The sequence below is a fragment of the Curtobacterium sp. MCSS17_016 genome (assembly GCF_003234255.2).
In the GTDB taxonomy this organism is placed as follows: domain Bacteria; phylum Actinomycetota; class Actinomycetes; order Actinomycetales; family Microbacteriaceae; genus Curtobacterium; species Curtobacterium flaccumfaciens.
In genome coordinates this window covers 3,295,233-3,319,116 of sequence record NZ_CP126254.1, presented here as the reverse complement: position 1 = coordinate 3,319,116, position 23,884 = coordinate 3,295,233, and the positions used below count along the sequence as shown (strand labels likewise).

Genomic DNA, 23,884 nt, shown 5'->3' with positions numbered 1-23,884 from the left:
TGTGGTTCATTCGCTCAGGACGTCCTCGATGCTCCGTTTCCCCTCGAGGAACTCGTCGAGCAGCTGGGCGAGGGGCGCCGCCGGTGTTCGGCTCGGCGCCGACGACCGGTGCACGCCGTCGCGTCGGTCCGCCGCGGGGACGGTCTGTTCCGTGATGTACGCCGCGAGCTTGGCGACCGTGTCGTACACGAACAGCTCGACGATGCTGAGGACGCCGGGGAACCGTTCGTCGAGGATGACCTGCAGCCGGGATGCCAGGAGCGAGTTGCCGCCGGCGTCGAAGAAGGCCTGGTCGACGTCGAGTTCGTCGACGCCGAGTGCCGTCGCCCACGCTTCGATCACGACGCGCTCCACGTCGCTGATCGCGTTCTCGTCGACCCCGCGCACCACGATCTCCTCGAGGGAGCGCAGCCCGGCCCTGCCCGACACGATTCGCGCGGCGGGCGTGACACCCCGCGGAGCACGTGCGGACACGAGGGCGACGTCCACGACGCGTTCCAGTTCGTCGTGTTCCCGCGCGACGACCTCCGGGTCGAAGGAGCCGACGAGCAGACGCGCCGATCGGGACCCGATCGCGGCGACGGCGAGGCCGGCTCCGGTCTCGTCGTCCACAAAGGCCGTCCGGAACCCGCCGCCCTCGATGCCGCGTTCGTGGGCCATCCCGGATTCGGCCCAACCCGTCCAGTCGAGCGCGACGATCCGTGTGGCACCGCCTCGGAGCGCCGTGCCGTCGAGGTAGGCGTTCGCCGCGGCGTAGTCGGACTGGCCGACCGCGCCGAAGACGGCGGTCATCGAGGAACAGAGGAGGACGAACGCGGGCGGGTCGTCCGCCAGCGCAGCGAGGAGGACGTCGGTACCGCGCACCTTCGGCTCGAGGACGGCGGCGAAGGTCGCGTCGTCCTTCGACATGATGAAGCCGTCACCCGGGAGTCCAGCCGCGTGGACGACGCCGGCGAGTCCCCCTCGCTGCGAGCGTGCGACGGCGATCGCCGCCGCTGTCTGCGCCGGATCCAGCACGTCGGCGCGGAGCACCAGGATGCGATCCCGCTCCTCCGCCGGCAGCTCGGCGAACCGGTCGGCGACCTCTGCCGGAGACCGGCGTCCGACCAGCACGACGGTCCGGTCCGGGTCGTCCCGCACCAGGCGACGGGCGATGGCGGTGCCCATGCCGCCCGTCCCGCCCGTGACGAGGACCGCACCGGCAGGGACGGGGACGTCGTCCCGCTGCGCCGCGGCGATCGTGCTCTCGAACAGACGTCCGTCACGCAGGGCTGACCGTGCGCGCGGGAGGTCGGCGAGTGCCCGCTCGACACCGGAGTGCACGACGTCCGCCCTTCCGTCGGCCGCGATGTCCAGGACTCCGAGGGTGAGGCGGGTGTGCTCGCCGACGAGCGCGACGACCATGGCGTCGGCAGCGTGGGCGGCCGGGTCCACCGTCTCACCGTCGACGACCGAGTGGGCTCCGCGGGTGAGCAGACGGTACCGCAGCCCTGCGGTCCACGGCCGTCGGTGCAGGGCGCGCAGCAGGCGGAACAGCCCGTGCAGGCGAGCCTCGGCCGGGTGTCCCGGGCCGGCGAGCAGGTGCACCACGTCGGTGGTCCCGACGGCCTCGATCTCGTCCGCGACCGCTTCGACATCGGCGTCCGACGCATCAGCGGGGACGACGGCGTGGGCAGCTCCGATCGCGCCGGCGGCCTCGCGCAGCAGGTCCTGGTCCTCCGGACCACCGATGACCGTGATCCCGTGCCGGGCCGCCGGGGTCTCGTGGCGCGCGACCGTCTCGCGCCACGTGATCGTGTGGAACGGGGAGGCACCGTCGTCGGGACGCTGGAACCTGGACCGGTCGGTCAGGCGTCCCACGGTGTAGTTCTCGAACCTCGCGAAGACGTTGCCCGCTTCGTCGCACATGACGACCCGCGAGGTCCGGACGGACGTGTCGGCGAGTTCGTCACGGACCTCGGGCACCATCCAGCTGTAGCCGGCGTCCGGCTGCGGGCCGTAGATCTCGCCGTGGCCGAGTGCGAGGGGCAGGAACGCGTCCACCTCGTTCAGGAGCGCGAGGTTCAGGGACGAGTCCATGATCGGCGGGAACAACGCGTAGTCCCGCTTGGCGGCTCGGGTCGGGGCGTCGGCTTCGAAGTGCAGCAGGATGCGCGCATCGTCCGAGAAGTGCGTGCTCTGGGCGGCGTTCCAGTACCGACCCGCCGTCTGCACGAGGTCGCGGCGGTAGACGATCGGTCCGTCGGCCCGGCGGTAGTCGGCGAGCAGCCCCGAGACGTCCACGCGTTCCGGCCGTCGGCTCGTGTCGAGCGCGGTCAACACGCCACGGGCGTGTTCGGCCCAGACGTCGGTCGCGACGTCGAACGACCGCACGAGGAAGTCGATCGACGCCTCGTCGGGGCGGTGGTTCATCACCAGCTGGACACGACGGACCTCGTCTCCGTGCGTGACCAGCGGGTCGAGGTAGTGCATGTTGTCGATCCGTACCGCGTCGCCGAGGAATCGACGTGCGGTCGAGTAGGCCATCTCGAGGAACCCGGTGCCCACCATCACGTGGCTGCCGTCGACGACGTGTTCGCCGAGCTCGAAGGTGCGCGATGCGGAGAAGTCCGACTCGAAGACGTCGACCCCGGGCCCGTTGAACTGGTGCCGGTGGACGAGGGGGTGCGGGCCGGAGCCGGCACCGTGCCGGGACGCGCCGGCCCCGTGCCGGGACGCACCGGGTCCACTGCCCGTCGTTGGCCGCCACACGCGGGTCGGCTGGCCGACGACGCCGGGGAGCGGCACGAGCCGCGCGGTGCCGGCGGTGTCGAGGGGGGCGAGGTCGACGTCGGCGCCGGCGACGAAGAGTGCGGCGAGCTGGACGAGTCCGTCGTCGCGGTCACCGCCGGCGACACTCCGCATCGCTCGGGCAGCCTGCTCGTCGAGCGGTCCCTCGGCATCGGACGGTGTGGTGTCCTGCACGGGCCTGGTGCCCCGCTCGCCGAGGAACGCCCCGGTCGGCACGGTGCCTGCGAGGAGGAGGCGGATGTGGGCGCGGAGTTGGTCGACGGACCGCACGACGAGCGCTGCGCGGTGGTGCAGCACGGCGCGTCCCGCGTTGAGCGTCCGTGCGACGTCGACCAGGGCGAGGTCCGGTTGGTCGTCGAGGGCGCCGAGCAGGTCCGTGAGTGCTCGGCGGAGTGCGGGCGACGACTGCGCCGACACGGTGACGCAGGTCGGTCCGGCGTCCACTGCACGCTCGGGCAGGACCGGTGGCTCCTCGAGGAGGACGTGCGTGTTGGTGCCGCTCATCCCGAACGAGCTCACGCCGGCCCTGCGCGGTCCGCTGCTCGCCCAGGGGCGCAGGGTGTCGGCGACGAACACCGGGGAATCGATGAAGTCGATCTCCGTGTTCGGGGCGACGAAGTGCAGCGTCGGCGGGATGACCTGGTCGGCGAACATCCCGAGCACCTTCAGCACCCCGGTCACCCCGGCGGCGGAGTCGAGGTGGCCGACGTTCGACTTGGCCGAACCGACGGCGCACGTCTGCCGGGCGTCCGTCCACGACGAGAACGCCTCGACGAGGCCGTCGATCTCGACGGGGTCCCCGAGCTTCGTCGCGGTCCCGTGGGCCTCGACGTAGCCCACGGTGCCCGGATCGATGCCGGCATCCCGCCACGCCGCTCGCACGACGGCCGCCTGAGCGCTGGCGCTGGGCGCCGTGATGCCGGTCGTCGCACCGTCCTGGTTCGCAGCGAAGCCCTTGACGACGCCGTAGACGTGGTCGCGGTCGCGCTGCGCCCGGGCGAGCGGCTTCAGCAGGAAGGCGATGGTGCCCTCCCCGCCGCCGGTGCCCTCGGCGTCGGACGAGAAGGTCCGCGTCCGGTGCGAGGCCGCCTCGATGCCGAAGGAACGCTCCTTGTGCGTCGGCGGGACGAGCGTGAGACGGACGGCACCGGCGATCGCCGTCGTCACGCGACCGGCGCGGAGGTCCTGGCACGCCGTGATGAGGGCCGTCATGGACGACGAGCACGCCGTGTCGATGATCATCGCGGGACCGGTGAGGTCGAGCATGTGACTGATGCGGCTGGCCACGACCGAAGCGATGCCACCGGACGTACCGAGCCCAGCCTCCGCGGCGTCGCGCGCTTCGTGACCGCTGAGGTAGAGCCCCGGCACGAGTCCCGATGCCGCGTAGACGCCGGTCTTCGAGCCGCGCAACGCGACGCCACCGTACCCGGCGTCCTCGATCGCGTCGACGCAGGCGGCGAGGAACAGTCGCTGGTGGGGATCCATGAGCTCTGCCTCGGTGCGGGAGATCCCGTACCGAGACGGATCGAAACGGTCGACGTCGTCGAGGTACGCGTACGGGACCGGGTCCGCCAGGGCGGAGCCCAGAGCACTGAGCGCGAGCTCGTCAGCATCGGCGAACCGATCCGCCGGGAACGGCCTGATCAGGTCCGTACCGCTGTTCACCGCATCCCAGAGCGCCCGGGCGGACCCGGCGGCACCGACCCGGGCCGAGATCCCGATGATCGCGATGGCTCCGTCTGCCCTGGCGGTCGCGTCGGCGGACACAGCGGGGGACTCGATCGTGAGACCGTCCGGTCGTGTGCCCGCTGCGGCCCGCAGCAGCGCGTCGAGGTCCTCGTTGCCCAGCATCGACGTGCGGCGCTCAGACGTGGGCGAGCAGGTCGTCGACGGACAGCGGCTCCGTGCGGGAGTCCGCTGACAGGGTGTCGAGCCGGCTCTGGATCTCCGCAGGCGTGCTGCCCTTCGCCCGGAGGATCCCGATGAGCAGCTCGGCACCCTCACGCCGCTCCTGGCCGGTGGCGTCACGCCGTTCACGGTCGACGAGGCGACTGAGCTTCTCGAGCGACCGGTAGGGCGTGACGATCTTCTCGCGGTAGTCGTCGGCGTCGAAGTTCGTGTTGCGCACGGCGACGGCGATGCCGAGTGCGCGGGCGAGGAACGGCACGGTCGTCCGCTCGATCATGACCTGCAGCGATGCGCGGGCGTCGGCTGAGTCGTAGCTGAAGACCGGGACTTCGCGGTGCGTGTGCCGCATGAGTCCGGACAGCGTCTGTCCGGGACCGAACTCGACTGCGTAGTCGATGCCGTGCATGCGCATCCACCGCTGGTTCTCCACCCAGCGGACCGGCTCGACGACCTGACGCAGCAACAGCTCGACGATCTCGTCCTCGTCACGGTACGGGCGTCCGGTCGCGTTCGAGAGCACGGTCACCTGCGGGGCGGTGATCTCGATGGACGCCAGCTGCTCGCGCAACGGGGCGACGACCGGTTCCATCAGCGGCGAGTGGAACGGAACGCTCACGTTGAGCGGCGTCGAGCGGATCCCGTCGTCCTCGAGTCGACCGTGGACGGCGAGGACCGCTGACGCGCTTCCGGCGACGACGACCTGGGTGTTCGAGTTCAGGTTGGAGACCTGCACGACGTCGAACATCTGCTCGGAGACCTGGGCGCACAGGTCGATCACGGCTTCGTGCTCTCGCGTCATCACGGCGAGCATGAGCCCGTGGCCTTCCGGTACGGCCTGCTGCATGAGCTCGCCACGCCGACGGGCGAGCCGGACGGCGTCAGCGAACCCGATCGACCCGGCCAGGGTGAGTGCGGTGATCTCGCCGAGGCTGTGGCCGGCGATGACGGCCGGGTCCAGTGCTTCACGCTCGGCACTCGCGCGGGCCTGCGCGACGCTGAGGGTGAGGATCGCCGGTTGGGTGTTGACGGTACGGGCGAGTTCTGCTGCGGTGGACTCGAAGCAGAGGGCGCGCAGGTCGATCCCGATGGCTTCCGATGCCTCGTCGAACGCCGCCGCGGCAGCGGTCGAGTCGCGGACGAGCTCGCGCCCCATGCCCACGTACTGCGAGCCCTGCCCCGAACACAGAAAAGCGGCCTTCGTCATCGCCCTGCCCCCACCTTGATCCGTCGTCGTCATCGAGCTCGACGGGGTCTGCTGGATCGCGTCATCGCGATCCAGCCGTTCGTCCCCCGTCCGAGACTCTAGCGCAAGCTGTGAGGTTGAGAAGGGTCTGCGTGATCACATGCCGACTTTTTTCTCCGGCGACTGCATGATCCATCGCTCCGACACACCAAGATGGACCTCGGGGACGTGTTCGACGAGCGACTCCGGAACGCACCAGATGGTGAGGGGACCCAATGGATCAGCGGATCGTCAGCTCCAGGATCGAGAACGTGCTCGATCTCGCACCGCAGCAGGAAGGCCTCGTCTTCCACTCGTTGACCGACAGCGACACGAGCCCGTACGTCGTTCAGCAGATCTTCAGGGTGGATGCTCTCGGCGACCCGGCGGACGAGGTCGAGGCGATCGGGGTCGCGGTCGCGGCGCTCGCACGTCGGCACGCCGTGCTCCGGACGAGCATCGTCACGAGCGGCGTGGCGCGGCCCCGTCAGGTGGTCCTCACCGACCGCGAGCCCGAGTTCACCGTGGTCGACCTCCGGGCGCACTCGCACACCGACGCCGAGCTCCGGCTCGATCGGCTCCTCGCTGACGACGTCGCCCGGGGCTTCCGGCTCGACCTCGATCCACTGCTGCGCGTCACCGCGGTCCTGACGGGCCGCGAGGGCGTCGATCGGCTCCGGCTCGTGTGGACCTACCACCACGTCGTCATGGACGGGTGGAGCCTGGCGCGCCTGTTCGCGGACTTCCGCGAGTACAGCGACCTGGCCCGGACGGGGAGTCGTGACGAGGTGCTCGGTCGGGCGGACCGGGACGCCGTCGGTGCGAAGCAGTACGCCGACTACGTCGGTTGGTCGGCCTCGCGGGACCGCGCGGCGTTCGACCGCTACTGGTCGGACCTGATGCGCGGTGTCGAGCCGCCGGCACGGCTCGCCAGCGTGGAGCGCGAACCCGAGCACGCCGCCGCCGCCGGAGCAGACGGAGCAGGCGGAGCCGCCGGAGCAGACGGAGCAGACGGAGCAGACAGGGCAGACAGGGCAGGCGGGGCAGACGGGACGCGCGGCGCAGCCGCCGACGCAGACGGGACGGGCGGCGCCACCGACACAGACGGGACGGGCGCGGACGCCGTCGACGGAGCCCCGGCCGACCGCGCGCGGTACGCCGTGACGACGGCCGCTGGCCTCCCCGGCGTCCTCGCCACGCGGTACGCGGGGCGGGGGATCACGCTCGCGCACCTGGTCGAGGCTGCGCTGGCCGTCGTGCTCGCGCGCGCCACCGGCACGACGGACGTCGTGTTCGGCAAGGTGGTGTCCGGTCGCGACGTGGACGTCGACGGTCTCGACGAGGTCGTGGGGCTGTTCGTCAACACCGTCCCGGTCCGGGTCACCGTCGACCCGAGCGGGACGGTCGACCGTCTGCTGGACGTCGTTCGCGCACAGGCGCTCGCCACAGCCGCGCACTCGCACGGGTCGCTCGCGCGCATCCAGTCCCTCGCCGAGCACCGCGATCTGTTCGAGTGCTTGCTCGCCGTCGAGAACTTCGCCCTCGCGGACGAGGACCTCGTCGATGCGGGGCTGCGGTTCGAGTCGGCGCGCGAGGAGACCGACTACCCCCTCACGGTCACCGTGCAGCCGGTCGACGACGCCCTGCGCTTCGTGGTCATGGTCGATCCGGCGCGGTTGGCGGTCGCCGATGCGAAGACGGTCGTCGATCGACTCGTCCGGGTGCTCGGGGCGTTCGCGGGTCAGGACGACGCCCTCGTCGGTGCGGTCGACAGCGTCGGTGCCGAGGAGCGCGTGACGGTGGACGGCTTCGCGACCACCTCGCACAGCACACTCGGAGTGTCGTCGATCGGTGCGGCGTTCACGGCCGCGGCGACCCGCAACGCCGACCGCACCGCAGTCGTGGATCGAGGGGTTCCCCTGTCGTACGCGGAGCTCGCCGCGATGGCCGACCGGATGCGGTCGGTCCTCACGGAGGCAGGGGTCGGTCCTGGCGCCCGCGTCGGTGTCCTCGGCACTCCGACCGCACCGCTCCTCGCCGGGATCCTCGGCATCTCGCTGGCAGGTGCCGCCTTCGTTCCGCTCGACCCGGCAGCTCCGCCGGAGCGGCTCGGCGCCATCGCCGCGGACGCGGGTACCAGGGTCGTCGTCTGCGCGGACGCGTCGGCGGCCCGACTCGTCGACGCCTGGGGGCTGCTGGACCCCCGTGACCCGGTCCTCGTGCTCGACGCGTCAGCCCTGCCCGACGCCGACCGGCGCGCCGCCGGCGGAACGGCGGACACGGGCAGTGGGCCGGGCGCCCCGACGCCCGACAGCGCCGCCTCGGTGATGTACACCTCGGGGACGACAGGGCGACCGAAGGGTGTCGTGGTCCCGCACCGCGCCGTGCTCCGGCTCGTCCTCGACAACGAAGCACTCCCGTTGCACGCCTCCGACACGTTGCTGCTCACGGGGTCGCTCGCGTTCGACGCGTCGACCTTCGAGGTGTTCGGCATGCTCCTCAACGGCGGAACGCTCGTGCTCGACGACCGTGACGCCGTCGTCGACCCCGCGTCGCTCGGCGCGCTCGTCGACCAGCACCACGTGACGGTCATGTGGTTGACCGTCTCGCTGTTCAACCACGTCGTGACCACGGACCCGTGGGCGCTCGACGGGGTCGAGCGGCTCGTCATCGGGGGAGAGACCGTCGCCGCGGAGCACGTGCACCGGCTGCACCGGGAGAACCCTGCGATCCAGGTGTTCAACGGCTACGGGCCGACCGAGAACACGACCTTCACGACGGTGCACCCCTTCCAGCGCGGCTTCACGCGGGTGGTGATCGGCAAGCCGATCGGGAACACCCGTGTGCGCATCGTCCGGGACGGCGACCGTGCCTGCGGCATCGGCGAGGTCGGCGAGGTCGTCGCGGGTGGGGACGGCGTCGCTGACGGGTACCTGGGTTCGCCGGAGCTGACGGCGCAGTCCTTCGTGCGCACGTCCGACGGTCTCGAGTACCGCACCGGTGACCGTGGTCGCTGGTTGGCGGACGGTACCGTCGAGTACCTGGGCCGGATCGGTGACGACCGACAGGTGAAGGTCCGGGGGCACCGGGTCGAACTCGCCGAGGTCGAGGCTGCCCTGCTGGCCCTCGACGGCGTCGACGACGTGGTCGTCGCGGCGCGGCGCGACGACTCGGGGACGACCCGCCTCCACGCCTACTTCGTCGCCGACACCGATGCCGCCGACCTCCGCGAACGTGCGGCGCGGGTCCTGCCCTCGTACATGGTTCCCGCCCGTGCCTTCCGGACCCCGTCGATCCCGCTCACCGGGAACGGCAAGCGTGACGTCGCAGCGCTGCAGGCCCTCGATGCGGAGCACCCGGCCGTGGCCGCGGCCGACGCTGCTCCGCGGACCCGCGCGGAGCAGGCCGTCGCGGACGCCTTCGCCACCGTCCTGTCGCTGGCGGGTGTGGGGCGGAACGACTCGTTCTTCGAGCTCGGCGGTGACTCCATCACGGCCATCCGGACGGTCTCGCTGCTCCGCAAAGCGGGTTACCACTGCTCGGTGAGCCGGGTGATGCAGTCGATGACAGTGGACGAGATCGCTCGGCACATCGACGTGGCGGCACCGGCGGCCGCCCCGGTCCGGCACCTGCACGGGCCGGTGGGGCGTCTCCCGATGGTCGACGAGTTCCTCGCCTGGGGTCTCGCCGAGCCCGCGCACTTCAACCAGGACGCCGTGGTCGACCTCGGCAGGGTGTCGACGGCGCACGTGCGCGTGGCGCTCGACGCCGTCTGGGTCCACCACGACGCGTTGCGGGCGGTCCTCGACGGGCAGCAGCTCACCGTCCGACGTCCGGACGACGCGCGGTACGTCTTCGCCGAGGTGCACGTCGCGGCGGATGCCGAGGTGGACGGCGCGGTGGCCGACCTGGCGCGGCAGCTGCAGCCAGGCTTCGACCTCGGGACCGGCCCGCTCCTCGCAGCCGGTCTCGTGCAGGCCCCGAGCGGTGCGACGCTGCTGCTCTGCGCGCACCACCTGGTCGTCGACGTGGTCTCCTGGCACGTCCTCGTCGAGGACCTCGTCAGCGCTGTCCACGCGGCGCGTGCACACCGTGAGGTCACCCTGCCGCCCTCGACGGCCTCGCTCCGGGAGTGGTCCGAGGCGATCGTGTCGGCGGTCCGCGCACAGTCGGCGTCGGACCGCACGGTGTGGAGCGACATCGATCGCGCCCTCGTGGCGGAGCAGCGTCCGGAGGACCCGCCCGTCGACCACCTGCCGACGGCACCGGCCGGATCGACCGCACCGGCAGGACCGGCCGAACCGGCCGAACCGGCCGAACAGGCCGAACCGGCGCCGATCGTGCTCGACGCCGAGCAGACCGCCCGCTTGAAGCGGGTGGCCGTCGCCTACGGAGCGACGATCGAGGACCTGCTGCTCGCCGCTGTCGGCGCGGCGGTCGCGGCCGTCGACGGACGGTCGTCGATCGTCGTCCAGCGTGAGGCGCACGGACGACCAGAACACCCGCTCCTGCCCGACGTGTCGCGGACGGTGGGCTGGTTCACCGCGATCCACCCGGTCCTCGTGGAGTGCGACGCAGCATCACCGCACCGCTCGATCGTGCTCGCCAAGGAGGCGGTCCGTCGCGTCCCGCTCGGCGGCGTCGGGTACCGCGTCGACGACGACCAGGATCGCCGTGCCCGGCCGTCGATCTCCGTGAACTACATCGGCGACCAGGGTGCCGCCGCCCGGGGCGCCGGTTCGGGCGCCTACCGTCTGCATGCCGCAGGCACCGCATCGGCTCCGGGGAACCGCGTCCCCGTCGGCGTCCAGGTCGACGCCTTCGTCGCCGACGGACGCCTGCGGGTGCTCACGTCCGTGGGCCCGGGTGCGGACCCGGTGATCGTGACCGCCGTCGAGCAGCTCGGCCCCCGCCTCGCGGCACTCGCCACGGCCGGGAGGCGCGGGTCGGCTCGCGTACGCACGCCCAGTGACCTCGTGCGGGCCTCCGACCTGCACCTGGACGAGCAGGAGGCGATCGAACGCGCGTACGGCGACGTCGACGACGTGATCGACCTGAGTCCCCTGCAGCACGGGATGCTCCTCCACCACCTCCGGGAGCCGGGCAGTCGCGCCTCCGTCGTGCAGCAGGTCTTCAAGGTCGGAGAGCCGCTCCGGCGCACCTCCGCGACACCGTGGCGCGGTTCCGGTGGCGGCCTCTCCGCCCGGGTCGGAGCGGCCGTCGCCGAGCTCGCGGCACGACACCCGGTCCTGCGGACCCGCTTCGCGGCGGACGGTCTGCGCCGGCCCCGGCAGGTGGTGCTCGCAGCGGGTGAGCACTCCGGGCCGTCCGTCCGTTCCGCGTCGGTCGACGGCGGGGACGCGTTCGATGCCCTCCTGCACGAGGACGTCGAGCGCGGCTTCGTGCTCGCCGCAGAACCGCTGATGCGGGTCACCGTCGTCACCGACACCTCCCGTGCCGACGACGTCGAGACGCTCGTGCTCACCTACCACCACATCATCCTCGACGGGTGGAGTCTCGCCAGGATCCTCGACGAACTCGTCGCACTGTTGCGGGGCGAGGAGCTCCAGGCGATCGGACCGGCGGAGCGCACGGTCTTCGGTGACGTCATCGCCGCAGCGGCTCGCCGACCGCTCGACGCGTCGGACACGTACTGGCGCAACGTCCTCGACGGGTACGACGGAGCGCCGGAGCTGCAGACCGCTCTGCCCTTCACCGAGTCGCTCGCGGCGTCGTCGACGGCTGCCCGTGCCCGCCGCAGTTCGGATGCGGCGCTCGCAGCGCGGCTGACCGCCCGCTTCCAGGCGACGGGGACGACGCTGGCGCACCTCGTCCAGGCCGCACTCGCCCTCACACTCGGTCGAGCGCTCGACGTCGACGACGTCGTCATCGGCAAGGTCGTGTCGGGCCGCGACGGCACGGCCGCCGGCCTGGAGAACGCCACCGGCCTCTTCATCAACACCATCCCGGCGCGCGTCCGCTGGCAGCCGGCGCAGACCGTGCGGACACTGCTCGACGACGTCCGGGAGCAGGCCGTCGCCGCGATGCAGCACGACCACACGGCGCTCGCGCGGGTGCAGAGCCTCGTCGGTCACGACCGACTCGTGTCGTGTCTCTACACCTTCGAGAACTACGGCCTCGACGCGGACGCCCTCGACGACGCCGGTCTCGCCTTCGTGCGCGGCCGAGAGCAGACCGAGACTCCACTCACGCTGACGGCGCAGCGGACCGGCGACGAGCTGCTGCTCGTCTGGCTGTACGACGCCGGCCACTTCGGCGGCTCGGACATCGACCGGCTCGGTGACCGGGTGATCGACGTGCTCGAGGCGTTCTGCCACGACGACGGGATGTCGGTCGCGCAGGCCGGCGCGACTCCGGAACGGGTCCTCGCCGCCCTGCCACAGGACACGTCAGGCGCGGTCGCTCCGCGCTTGCCGGGAGCGCTCGGCGCGGCGTTCGTCGCCGTCGCCGCCAGGGTGCCGCACCGAGTCGCGATCGCCGACGATCTGGAGTCGCTGACGTACCGCGAGCTGTGGGCCCGCGCCTCCGCCGTTGCGCTGGACCTCCGCCGAGGCGGTGTGCTCCCCGGTGACCGCGTGGGCATCGCGGGGGAGGCATCGATCGCGACCACCGTGGCGCTCGTCGGGGTCGTGCTCGTCGGTGGCTCGTACGTGCCGGTGGACGTGAACGCGCCGTCGGCCCGCGCCCGGCTCGTCCTCGACGACGCGGGCGTCACCGCGGTCCTCGCGGTCGATGCCGCCGGTCGGCGGCTCACCGACGAGGCGGGGCTCCCGCTGCCGGTGATCGGCGTCGAGCAGGGGCGGACGGCACCGCCGATGGTGCCGGTCGAGCGACGGGGCGACGACGAGGCGTACGTGATGTACACGTCGGGGACGACGGGACGCCCGAAGGGGGTCGTGGTGCCGCAGCGGGCGGTGCTCCGGATCGCCTGGGAGAACCCGGACATCCCCATCACGGGCGACGACGTCGTGCTCGCCGGGAGCTCCGTCGCGTTCGACGCCGCGACGCTGGAGCTCTGGGGGCCGCTGCTGCACGGCGGCCGGGCGGTGATCGCCGACCGTGCGACGTTGGTCGACGCGTCGGCGCTCGCCGAGCTGTTCGCTCGCCACGGTGTGACGGTCATGTTCGTGACGACGTCACTCTTCAACTCGCTCGTGGGTCAGGACCCGGGCGTCCTGGCGGCCCTGCGCGTCGTGATGACCGGCGGCGAGCGAGCGGACGCCGAGCACATGCGGCAGCTGTACGGGGCGAGCGGTGCGCTGCAGATGTTCCACGTGTACGGCCCGACCGAGAACACCACCTTCACGACGGCGTACCGGATCCCTCGGGTGCTCCCCGTCGGGCGCACCGTGCCGATCGGTGCGCCGATCGCGGGTGGCGGTGTCGTCGTCCTCGACCGCAACGGATCGCTGTGCGGACCGGGCGAGCAGGGCGAGCTGGTCGCGACGGGTCTCGGCCTCGCGCTCGGCTACCTCGGGATGCCCGACCGGACCGCCGAGCGCTTCCCGGTGCTCGACGGTGTCGTCGGCTACCGCACCGGCGACCGCGTCCAGTGGCAGGCCGACGGCACGCTCGTCTTCCTCGGCCGGGTGACCGAGCACGCCCAGGTGAAGGTGCGTGGGTTCCGCGTGGAGCTCGGCGAGGTCGAAGCGGCCATCGCGCAGGTCGACGGGGTGCGCGACGTCGTCGTCGTGGCGCGGAGCGTCGTGGGCTCCCCGACGGTCCTCGCCGGCTTCGTCGTCGGCGCGGCACACGTCACCGCGTCGACGGTGCGCGAGGGGCTGCGCCGGCTGCTCCCCGACTACATGGTGCCGCGGCACATCGTGCCGCTCGCGGCCCTCCCGCTCAACGTCAACGGCAAGCTCGACACGGGTGCGCTGCCGTGGCCGGCGGGTGATGACGGGGGCCCGCACGGGGATGCACTGCCGACGTCCACGGCGGAGGGTGACCACGTCGAGCAGCGCATCGCGGCGGTGTGGTCGGACGTCCTCGGCATCCGTGGTGTCGCGGTCACCGACAGCTTCTTCGAGATCGGTGGCGATTCGCTCACGATCATGCAGGTCAAGGGGCAGCTCGATGCCGCGTTCCCCGGGGCGTTGACCATCGGTGACCTGTTCTCCTGCCCGGACCTGCGGGCTCTCGCGGACCGCGTCCGAGCGTCCGGGAACCGTCGACTCGTCGTCGAGCGGGTCACCGTTCCGGAGCTCGACGGCGTCGACGAACTCTTCGGTCGGATCGTCGTCGACGTGTCCTGGGACCAGCGCCACCGGGCGCGGGCGGTGTACGCGTTCATGCTCGCCCTCCGGCTGACGGCGACGCGGGTTCCGCAGGCGGTCCTCGTGCACGAGGACGACGGGCTGCGGAGCGTCCCGTTCCCGGAGTCGGCGGACCACCACGCGAACGTCGACCAGATCGAGCGGCACCTCGTCACGGCGACCCCGGTCACGCGGCACACGCCCGTCCGGGTCGAGGGCGGCGGGCAGGTCGTCGCCGTCCGGCTCGGCTCCGTGTCCGCACCGACCACGGCGCACGAGACGGTCGACGTCACCGTGGTGCTCGACACCGGTGACTCGAGGGTGACGCTGGCCGTGGAGCCGCAGGGAACGCGCGTCGACCTGCGACCTGCGACGCTCATCGCGGCACGGTACGCGACCCTCCTCGAAGGGCTCCTCGCCCGGACGGGGTGATCAGACCGGCACGGTGGCGGTCCTCGGGACGCCGCGGTTGATGGCGCCGGCGGCACTGCTCGCCCACGTCTCACGGAGGAACACGAACAGGCCGATCGCGACCACCAGCAGGAGGAACGCCGTGCTCGCCCCGATCCAGACGCTCTGGAGCGAGGTGGGCGGTGCGAGCACCACGATGATGAGGGCTGCGGGCGACAGGACCCAGAGCAGGACCCCGACGGTCAGCGACCTCGTCTGACGTCGTTCGTTCGCCCTGGCGACCTCGTTGACCCAGCGGATGACGTCCGCGTCCGGGCTGAAACGGCGCTCCTGGATCCGGGCGAAGGGAGCGAACGCGCCCGAGACCCGTACGATCGTGACCGTCGCGATCGCTCCGAGGGCGAGTGCGAGGACGAGCCCGATCGCGATCGCGACGCCGGCGTCCAGGGGGAAACCCGGCTGGTCCGACGCGCCGAGCAGCAGCACGAGTGGGATCGCGGCGAGGACGTAGAGCGCGACTCCGGCACCGAGGCGTGGCGCCGTCCGACGGTGCGCCTCGGTGAAGCCCTTCGCCTCGTCCATCGAGATGGGCGCGTGCACGGGCACCCGCTCGTCGGAGGGGCGCACCGGACCGCCCGCCCGGGGCTCCAGGTCCGCGGTGATGCCGAGGGTGAGCGCGAGCTCGTCGAGGCTGCCGAAGTCGCTGACGATCTGGACCATCGCTTCGTTCGGTGTCGCACCGTCGGCGATGAGTCCGGCGTACGCGTCCTCCATCATCCCGTGCAGCTCCGCCTTCGCCTCGCGCAGGCGGGGGGTCTGCGGGTAGGGGCGGAACATCGTCTCCAGGTACTCGCTGATCTCGTTCATGCGTTGGTCCCTTCCACGAAGCGGTCGATGACGGACTTGGTGTCGCGCCACTCCTCGGTCTTGTCGTCGAGGTGCGCGCGACCCGATCCGGTGATCTGGTAGTAGGTGCGGAGTTTGCCGGACTCGGAGGTGCCGTGGAACGACGTCACGAGCCCGGCGAGTTCGAGGCGTTTGACGGCGGAGTACAGGGTCGTCTGCTTGATCGTGTAGTCGGCCCCGGTCACGGTGCTGATCCGCTGCGCGAGTTCGTACGCGTAGGACGGCTCGGACCGGACGAGCGAGAGCACGATGAGGTCGACGTACCCGCGGATGGCATCGGCGCTGATCATCGGGACCCCCTCTCGTTGCGCACTGTGCTGCACATAGTACGCCGGACGTAGTACGCCGAGCAAGGTGATCTTCTAGGGTGTGCGGTGTCGACTGCTCCGCGAAGTCCTCCACAGACCGAGTGCAGTGCGTCGTTCGACACAGTCGACGGACAGAGCCGGTGTGTCGTCCGAAGCTTCCACCTAGACTCCCCGTGCGCCGGTGGGGCGCGGTCGGCCCGTCCGGCCAGATCAGGGGGAGAGCATGTTCCGTATCAGTCGTCTCGTCGCGACCATCGCGACCACGGTGGTGGTGGCCGCCGGCATCGCCGTTGCCGGCCCGTCGTCGGGTGCATCCGCAGCGGTCACGCCGCTGGGTGTCGACATCTCCTGGCCGCAGTGCGGCAGCCAGGTGCCGACCGACCAGGCGTTCGGCATCGTGGGCGTCAACGAGTCCCTCGGCAACACCACGAACCCGTGCCTCGCCGAACAGCTCGCCTGGTCGGCGAAGTCCGTCGGGGGTTCGGCCCAACCGAAGACGCAGCTGTACGCGCTGTTCGCCAACCCGGGCCTCAAGGCGTCGGTCTGGCCCACCTCGAACCGGTACCAGGGCACGGTGCCCACCAACCCGTTCGGCAAGTGCGTGACCAAGGGCGGCAAGAAGCAGGTCACCCTGGCGTGCTCGTTCATGTACGGCTACGCCCGTGGGTACGACGACGTCCAGAGCCGTGGCGTCCCGAACCCGTCCGCCTACCGCTGGTGGATCGACGTCGAGACGGGTCTGTCCTACCAGCGCGACACCGCCCAGAACCGCGCGGCGATGCAGGGCATGATCGTCGGGCTCAAGACGGCCGGCGTGAAGCGGATCGGCCTCTACTCGACCACTTCGCAGTGGAAGACCATCGCCGGCACGGTCAAGTCGAACAGCCCGCTCTACGGCCGGTCGAACTGGATCGCGCTCGGCAAGAGCACGGTCACCAAGGCGCGCAAGGCCTGCTCCGGCACCCCGCTGCCTGGCGGCACCATCGCGATGGTCCAGGTCGTGGTGCCCTACGGGTCCGGCAGCATCGACCGCAACGTCTCCTGCACGTGATCGCACGGTCGTGACGTCGTGACGTCGTGACCCCCTGACGGACGGGAGGCCCGGTGCCAGCTGGCACCGGGCCTCCCGTCCGTCCGAGGGTCGCGTCGGACCCGTCCCCGCCGTCGACGTGTCAGCCGGCGATGCTCTCCGTCAGCACGCCGGACTGCGCGAAGGTGGTGTGGATCGCGTTCGCGGCCTGCTCGAAGGCACGGTTGCCGCGGGAGATGCCGAGCGCTCCACCCTTGATCGCGGACTTGCCCGAGCCGCGCAGCAGTCGGGCGACCGTGCGGCCGTCCGGGGCGATCATGATCTGCACGTCGAGGCGGGTGTGGAACGTGCGGTCGTTCGCCATGCCGCCGATGAGGAGCGTCAGGCCGAGGCTGCCGCGGGTCGCACGGAGTGCCCCCTGCTCGGCGTCGTCGACGGTGTAGCCCTCGCGTGACAGCGCCTCACGCACCTGGGCACGGGCGGTCTCGGGGTCGGTGGCGACGAAGAAGTCGTGGCTCTCGGGCATGTGTGTTCCTTCCGAACGGGTCCGCTGGGACACGGAGGACGCTCGCCCCCGAAGACGATCATGCCGTGTCGGAACGACGGAGGTGTCGCTTACGCTGGTCGTGTCATGACTGCCTCGATGAACCGCCGCGCACTCCTGTCCCTCGCCGGCGTCGCCGGGATCGGGCTCGCCGTCGCGGCGTGCTCTTCCGGCAGCGACAAGGGCGGCGACTCGGGCAAGGGCTCGGGCGGCGGGCGTGGGAGCTCCGGGGGTGGGGACGCATCGTCCACCCCGACGGCGAAGCCCGTCGCGAAGGCCGTCACTCCGGCGCAGGTCCCGCTCGCCGGTGGCGTCACGATCACCGTGACGGGGACCGGACTCGCCGCCGTCAAGGGCGTCACCGTCGGCGGTGTTGCTGCGCGCGACGTCACGGCGACCGCGTCGAAGGTGACCTTCACGGCCCCGCACCAGGCGATGTACACGGCCGGTGACGCCGACGTCGCGCTCTTCACCTCGGTGATCGAGCCCACCGCGTCGGCGAACCAGTCCTCTGACGGCAACGGCAGCGCCGCGAACGACGGGCAGAGCGGCGCCACCCAGGACACCGCGACGACCACGCCGACCCCGACCGCCGCCGCGACGCCCGCTGCGGGCAGCGCGGTCGCCTCGACCACCCTGGCCTACGCCGCACTGACCGACGTCGACCGGCAGCTCGCCTACGCGATGCGGTACTGGAAGGACTACAACCTCGCCGAGTACGGCACGATGAACCCGATCGGCGGCGACTGCGCGAACTACGTCAGCCAGACGCTCATCGCCCGCGGGTGGGAGCAGCGGTCCGACTGGTACAACCGCGCGGCCGGTGCCGAGCACAGTGCGACGTGGACCTACTGCCCGACGATGGACCCGTGGCTCGAGACCAACGCGGCGGAGTTCGGGCTCACCCGGCGGTCGTCGGACGAGCGCGACAAGGTGAAGGTCGGCGACATCGTGTTCTTCGACTGGAACGCAAACGGGTCACCGGACCACACCACCATCGTGTCCGAGGTCTTCACCGAACCCGACGGCACCATCCGCATCAAGTCGGCGAGCCACAACCAGGACGGCCCCTACCGCGACCTCGACGAGATGATCACGGTGCAGCACCCCGGCGGATCGGCCTGGTTCCACACGTTCGACGCGTAGCGCTGCCCAGCACCGCTCACGGGTACCCGAGGAACCACAGCAACACGATGGCGAGCGGCTGCAGGCACACCCCGACGACCAGCCACGTCACCGCCCGCCGCCGTGTCCCCACGAACACGTCCGAGCCGAGCAGCGGCGCCATCGGCATGAGCAACCGCGGCAACGACTGCTGCGGCAGGAACACCGCCACCAGGTACAGCCCGTAGGAGGCTGTGAACGCGAGGACGTCGGTACCCAGGGCCCGGGTGCTCCTGCGCGAGAAGAACCACACCGCGCCGGCGAGCACCACGACGACGAGCACGATGCCGAGCGGCCCGAGCCACGTCGACGCCATCGTGAACCACGGCGTCAGCGGCGCGAAGTGCTGCCGCCCGACGAACCCCACCCACCACGACAGCTCCGTGTCCAGGTACGCGTTCGGTCGCCCGGTCACGGCCGTCGCGATGACGGGCCACGCAAGTCCCGCAGCCGCGACGACCAGGCCGGCCACCACGATCGCGATCCGGTCCCGCCACGGGAACGCGTCCTGCTGCCGGCGCCAGGCCACCCACCGCAGGACCAGGTGCACGGCCAGTGCCAGCGCCAGCGCGAGGACCCCGGGTTTCGTGAACGCCGCCACGACACCGAGCGGCGCGATCAGCCAGTACCGACGCCGCACCAGCGCCAGCAGCGCGCCGAACAGCAGCACGAGCAGCAGGCTCTCCGCGTAGGCGACCTGCAGCAGGAACCCCGTCGGCGCGAACGCGAACAGGGCTGTCGCCCAGCGGGCCCGGTGCGAGCACCCGACGGCGAGCACCAGCCGGTACAGCAGCACGCAGGCGCCCGCTCCGGCGATCGACGCCACCACGACCCCGGCGACCCAGAACGAGGCGCCGGTCAGCGTCATCAGGAGCCGCACGACCGCGGGGAAGACGGGCAGGAACGCCCACGTGTTCGGCAGGACGTGCCCGGAGTCGTCGACCGGCAGCGTCGCCGGGTACCCGTGCTCGGCGATGATCCGGTAGAACGACGCGTCCCACGAGCCCGAGAACGTGAAGAACGAGGGATCTTGTCGGTACGAGGCGAACGCCCAGCCGTTCGCGGTCGCCAGCAGGTACACGGTCGCCAGCAGCACCGTGCTGACGACCCGCGAGCCCGCCCAGATCAGCAGCGGTGCGGTCCAGGCGCTGCGCCGTCCGGTCAGCAGGCTGCGGAACCCCCGCCTGGAGGCCCGGCTCGCTTCCGCCACGCTCGTCACCCGCCCGATCCTCCCAGATCGCAGGCCGCGCCCCGCATCGCGGGCCGCCACCCGCCCGGCGCGAGGCAACCCGTGTGCATCGTGAGCAGGAATGGTCGGGTCCGCCTGCCGGACCCGACCATTCCTGCTCACGAAGTGCGGGCCTCCCGGCTAGCGCCCCGTGACCGCGCAACGGATCTGCTCGATCGGGACCTTCGGGGAGCGGTCTGCGTTGAGCAGGCCGTTCGTCTCCTGCATGGTGTCGGTGAGCTGCGTGTAGCAGGACCCGGCGAGGAACGAGCTCGCGCGGATCGCGTCGTACAGCGCGGTGATCCGAGCGACCCAGTCGTCGCCGTCAGTGGCCGACGTGTACCCCCAGCCGTCCTCGCGCTGGACGCCGGGCTGGTAGTTCACGCCGCCGAACTCGGTGAGCATCACCGGCTGGCCGAGGTCCTCGGCGCCGCCGACGAGGATGCGGCGGTCCGCCGGGCCGATCCCACCGAGGAGTCGGGTCCGTGCGGTCTCGTCCGCGTAGGTGGCCGCGAGCCGGGGTCCGTCGCCCTCGTAGTCGTGGATCGTGACGATGTCGGAGTTCGTGTGCTCCCACCCGTCGTTCGAGATCACCGGACGCGTCGGGTCCAACGCCCGCGTGACGTCGGCGAGGGCCCGGGCGTAGGCCTGCTGGGCCGGGTCGGTGGCGATGTGCTGCACACCCCAGCTCTCGTTGGCGGGCACCCACGTGACGATCGACGGGTGCGAGGCGTCACGCTCGACAGCGTCCATCCACTCACGCATCAGACGCTGCACGGCGCGGGGGGAGAACGCGTAGGCGCCGGGGGCCTCGCCCCACACCATGAGTCCGAGCCGGTCGGCCCAGTACAGGAACCGCGGGTCCTCGATCTTCTGGTGGTTGCGGGCCGCGTTGAAGCCGAGCTCCTTGATGAGTTCGACCTCGCGGCGGAGTGCTTGGCGGGACGGGGCGGCGATGTGCGACTCGGGCCAGTAGCCCTGGTTCAGGACACTGCGGACGTCATGGCGTCGGCCGTTGAGCAGGAACGCGCCGCCGTCGACCCCGACCGTCCGGATCCCGAAGTAGCTGGCGACGGCGTCGAGCGCGCCCGTGCCCACCGTCGTGCCGTTGCCGGAGCGTGGCAGCAGCGTGACCGTGGCGTCGATCAGCCGGGGCGTGTCCGGCGTCCAGTGCAGCTCGTCCTCGGCCTGCCCGTTCGTCTGCCGCGCGATCGGCACGACCACGTCGAACTCGTCCCCGGTCTCGCCGACGGTGGTCTCGACCGTGGCGAGGTGCTCGTCGCGGTCGTCCCAGCGGGCCTCGACGCGCAGGCGCTCGCCGCCGGTGCGGTGACCGTCGAGCCGGACGGTCAGGCGCATGGTCGCGTGGTCGACGTTCGTCCAGCGCAGGGACGCGATCGAGGCGGTCGGCACGGCCTCGAGCCAGACCGTCTGCCAGATCCCGGTGGTCCGGCGGTACCAGATCGCGTGCGGGTCCTCGTGCCAGTCCTGCTTGCCGCGCGGCTGGGTCAGGTCGTGCGGGTCGTCCTCGGCGCGGACCACCAGGGTGTGCACGGCGTCGGGGTCGGTGGTCAGCGCCTCGGTGACGTCGAAGGAGAACGGGGTGTGGCCGCCCTCGTGCCCGCCGATGAACTGCCCGTCGATCCAGACGCGGGCACGGTGGTCGACGGCACCGAAGTGCAGCACGAGCCGAGGCGCGCCGGTGCCGAACCCGGCGGCGTCGAGCTCCGAGCGGGTGATCGCGCGGGAATACCAGACCACCGGGTGGAATCCGGGCTCGTCGATGCCCGAGGCCGGGGACTCGGGCGGGAACGGGACGACGATGTCCCGGGCGTCGGTGAAGCCGGTGCGCCAGGCGTCGTCGTCGCCGTCGTTCCGGAACGACCACGTGCCGTCGAGGTCGGCCCAGGCGGTGCGGAGCATCTGCGGCCGGGGGTACGTGCCGTCCTGCCGCGAAGCGAGGGGGAGGCCGGGGGCGGAAGCGGAGTCAGGTGCGGCCACGATGCCGTCGAGCGTGCTCATGCGTCCATGCTCCCGTGCTGGTACATCGTTGTAAAGAGGGAGTCGGGATTGCGCGGAGCAGGTTCCGTGGGGCGCTCGTCGAGTGGTCGCTCAGCCGATCGCGGCGTCGCGCGTGAGCACCATGACGTCCATCCGTCCCTGCTGGACGATCACGCCGTGCTGGTTCCGCAGGGCCACTGCTCGTTCGACGATCCCGGTCGTCCCCGAGCTCGTCAGCCGGGTGCCGAGGACCTCGACGGTGCAGGTCACGGTGTCGCCGATGAACACGGGCTCGGTGAACCGCCACTGGTCGATCCCGAGCAGTGCCACCGCGGACCCCTCGAACACGCCCGTGCGCGCGATGAGCCCGAGGCACAGCGAGGTGCCGAGCAGCCCGTGCACGATCCGCTGCCCGTACCGGGTCTTCCCCGCGAACTCGACGTCCGTGTGCACCTGGTTGTTGTCGTTCGTCCACGAGGCGAACGACACCACGTCCGCCTCGGTGATGGTGCGCCCCGGCGTGGTGAAGGTCTGTCCGGCAGCGAGGTCCTCGAAGTAGTGCGGCACGGCCCGATTCTCGCACCCGGTCAGAGCCGCGCGAGCAGCTTCCGCGATCGGTGCAGGCCCTGCGTGCTGGCCGTCTGCTCGGTCGTCGCCAGGACGCCGTACCCGAACGTGTCCTCGCCGTGCTGCGCTGCCACGCCTGCCAGCCGTCGGTACGCATCGGCGGCGTGCGCGGCGTCGAGCGTCTCGCCGAGGGTCTCCTGCACCCGTCGCAGTCGACCGAGCCGGCGCTTCCCGACGTCGGGCACGTCACCGGCCGCCTGCAGGGCGTAGCGCAACCGGCGCGCGGCCTTCCGGACCTCGTGCAGGGTGTCGAGGTCATCGCTCGGATCACCCAGCAGCCGACCGACGCGTGCCCGCTCGTGCCGGATGCGCCGGGCGGCGAACGTGGCCGCGTCGTCGTCAGCGTGCGGGCCGGCCGGTGCCCGCAGCAGCAGGTCGTCGAGGGCATCGAGTGTCCGGAACCAGGCGTCGGAGCGCAGCGCTCGCCGGAGTTCAGCAGCGGCGACGCTGCGACGTTCCGCGGTCTCGGCGCCGATGCGGTCCAGGGTCTCGGTGTCCACGTACCCGTCGGGGGCGTCGGCCGCCGACCGGGACAGGCCGGCGTGCAGCACCTCGGCGTCGCGAGCGGTCCCGGCGATCCGTCCGGTCTCGGCCAGGGCGGCACGAAGCTCCTCGGTCGCCTGGCGGTCGAGCGCGCCGCGGAACGCCGCGAGCACACTCCGCAGGCGGCGCAGCACCTTCCGCAGGTCGTGCACGGCTTCGGGCTCGTCGGCCCGTACCCGGGGATCCACCGCGACGAGGTCACGCCGCAGGGCATCGAGCACCCGCAGGACGAACCCGGCGGCGGTGTCCGACCGGGGGCGCTTCGCTCGGCCGCGTCGGCGCTCCGGGGCGGGCTCGGGGCCGCGGGGGAGCGGAACCGACGAGACGTCCACCGGATCGGTCGCCGCGTCGTGCAGCGCTCGTTCGGCCGCTCGTTCCGTGGCGCCGTCGCGTCCGTCGTCCGTCAGGGCCCACCACCGCGACGACCGCAGCACGGTGGTGTCCGGGTCGCCGTCGTCCACGCGCACGTCGGCGACCTCGGCCCGCACCCGGCCGTCCCTGCCGCGGAGGGTCACGAGCGTCGTGGTGGTGTCACGGACCAGGACGGTCCGCAGTGGACGACCACGCAGGAACACCTCGACGGCGTCGCGTGGGGGACCGTCGGACGCAGCGTCGAGCGGTTCCGGACCGACCCCGTGGGCGCCCCGGTCGATCGTCCAGGTGCCGTCCGGCGAGCGTGTGAGCACGACACCCTCGGCGGCGAGCACCCGGTCGTCGGAGTCCCACACCGTCTCGCGCACCGTCACCGCTTCGTGACGGCGGACGTCGGCGGCGAACGGCTCGAGTGCGGGGAGCCTGCGGTCGTCGAGGATCCGCCAGGTCCGGCGGGGGTCGGGGAGCGCAGGTGCAGCGTCAGCGGCGGAGGCAGGAGCGGCAGCGGATCGGGGCATGCCGCAAGTGTCGTCCGGCGCACCCGTGTCAGA

The 23,884-nt window shown here is 71.7% G+C and carries 12 protein-coding genes; 3 read left to right on the top strand and 9 right to left on the bottom strand.

The genetic code is table 11. The features are described from left to right. Positions 1-6: 6 nt before the first annotated feature. Positions 7-4,644, bottom strand: coding sequence for an SDR family NAD(P)-dependent oxidoreductase (locus DEJ19_RS15625; protein ID WP_111233678.1), 4,638 nt, complete (start codon positions 4,642-4,644; stop codon positions 7-9). 13 nt (positions 4,645-4,657) lie between these two features. Beyond that, complete coding sequence (gene fabD / locus DEJ19_RS15620) at positions 4,658-5,905, bottom strand: ACP S-malonyltransferase (RefSeq protein ID WP_181441576.1); 1,248 nt, start codon at positions 5,903-5,905, stop codon at positions 4,658-4,660. A 290-nt stretch (positions 5,906-6,195) separates the two neighbouring features. On the opposite strand from fabD, the gene DEJ19_RS15615 reads away from it, so the two are divergent. Then, on the top strand, positions 6,196-14,631 hold the full coding sequence (locus DEJ19_RS15615) for a non-ribosomal peptide synthetase (protein ID WP_181441577.1): 8,436 nt from the start codon (positions 6,196-6,198) through the stop codon (positions 14,629-14,631). Here DEJ19_RS15615 and DEJ19_RS15610 read toward each other — a convergent pair whose 3' ends face one another. Next, complete coding sequence (locus DEJ19_RS15610) at positions 14,632-15,477, bottom strand: permease prefix domain 1-containing protein (protein ID WP_111032401.1); 846 nt, start codon at positions 15,475-15,477, stop codon at positions 14,632-14,634. It abuts the gene before it with no gap. Next, a complete protein-coding gene (locus tag DEJ19_RS15605) occupies positions 15,474-15,806 on the bottom strand; it encodes a PadR family transcriptional regulator (RefSeq protein ID WP_111233681.1) in 333 nt (110 codons plus the stop codon). Before DEJ19_RS15605 ends, DEJ19_RS15610 begins: the two co-directional genes overlap by 4 nt. A 241-nt stretch (positions 15,807-16,047) precedes the next feature. On the opposite strand from DEJ19_RS15605, the gene DEJ19_RS15600 reads away from it, so the two are divergent. Continuing rightward, on the top strand, positions 16,048-16,875 hold the full coding sequence (locus DEJ19_RS15600) for a glycoside hydrolase family 25 domain-containing protein (protein ID WP_111233682.1): 828 nt from the start codon (positions 16,048-16,050) through the stop codon (positions 16,873-16,875). A 121-nt stretch (positions 16,876-16,996) separates the two neighbouring features. On the opposite strand, the gene DEJ19_RS15595 is transcribed toward DEJ19_RS15600, so the two are convergent. After that, a complete protein-coding gene (locus DEJ19_RS15595; RefSeq protein WP_071405149.1) occupies positions 16,997-17,380 on the bottom strand; it encodes a response regulator in 384 nt (127 codons plus the stop codon). A gap of 105 nt (positions 17,381-17,485) precedes the next feature. Here DEJ19_RS15595 and DEJ19_RS15590 point away from each other — a divergent pair, with 105 nt between their 5' ends. Continuing rightward, complete coding sequence (locus DEJ19_RS15590; RefSeq protein ID WP_258370888.1) at positions 17,486-18,544, top strand: amidase domain-containing protein; 1,059 nt, start codon at positions 17,486-17,488, stop codon at positions 18,542-18,544. Positions 18,545-18,560: 16 nt separating this feature from the next. Here the strand turns inward: DEJ19_RS15590 and DEJ19_RS15585 are convergent, their stop codons facing one another. The 4 genes from DEJ19_RS15585 to DEJ19_RS15570 form a co-directional block, all read right to left on the bottom strand. Next, positions 18,561-19,781 (bottom strand): putative hexosyltransferase, encoded by a 1,221-nt coding sequence (locus tag DEJ19_RS15585; RefSeq protein WP_181441578.1) that lies wholly within the window; start codon positions 19,779-19,781, stop codon positions 18,561-18,563. A gap of 150 nt (positions 19,782-19,931) precedes the next feature. Next, on the bottom strand, positions 19,932-21,812 hold the full coding sequence (locus DEJ19_RS15580; protein ID WP_111233683.1) for a glycoside hydrolase family 2 protein: 1,881 nt from the start codon (positions 21,810-21,812) through the stop codon (positions 19,932-19,934). 90 nt (positions 21,813-21,902) lie between these two features. Then, a complete protein-coding gene (locus tag DEJ19_RS15575; RefSeq protein WP_110865435.1) occupies positions 21,903-22,358 on the bottom strand; it encodes a MaoC/PaaZ C-terminal domain-containing protein in 456 nt (151 codons plus the stop codon). Positions 22,359-22,378: 20 nt separating this feature from the next. Further along, positions 22,379-23,851, bottom strand: a complete 1,473-nt coding sequence (locus DEJ19_RS15570) for a CHAD domain-containing protein (RefSeq protein WP_111233684.1) — start codon at positions 23,849-23,851, stop codon at positions 22,379-22,381. Positions 23,852-23,884: the final 33 nt, after the last annotated feature.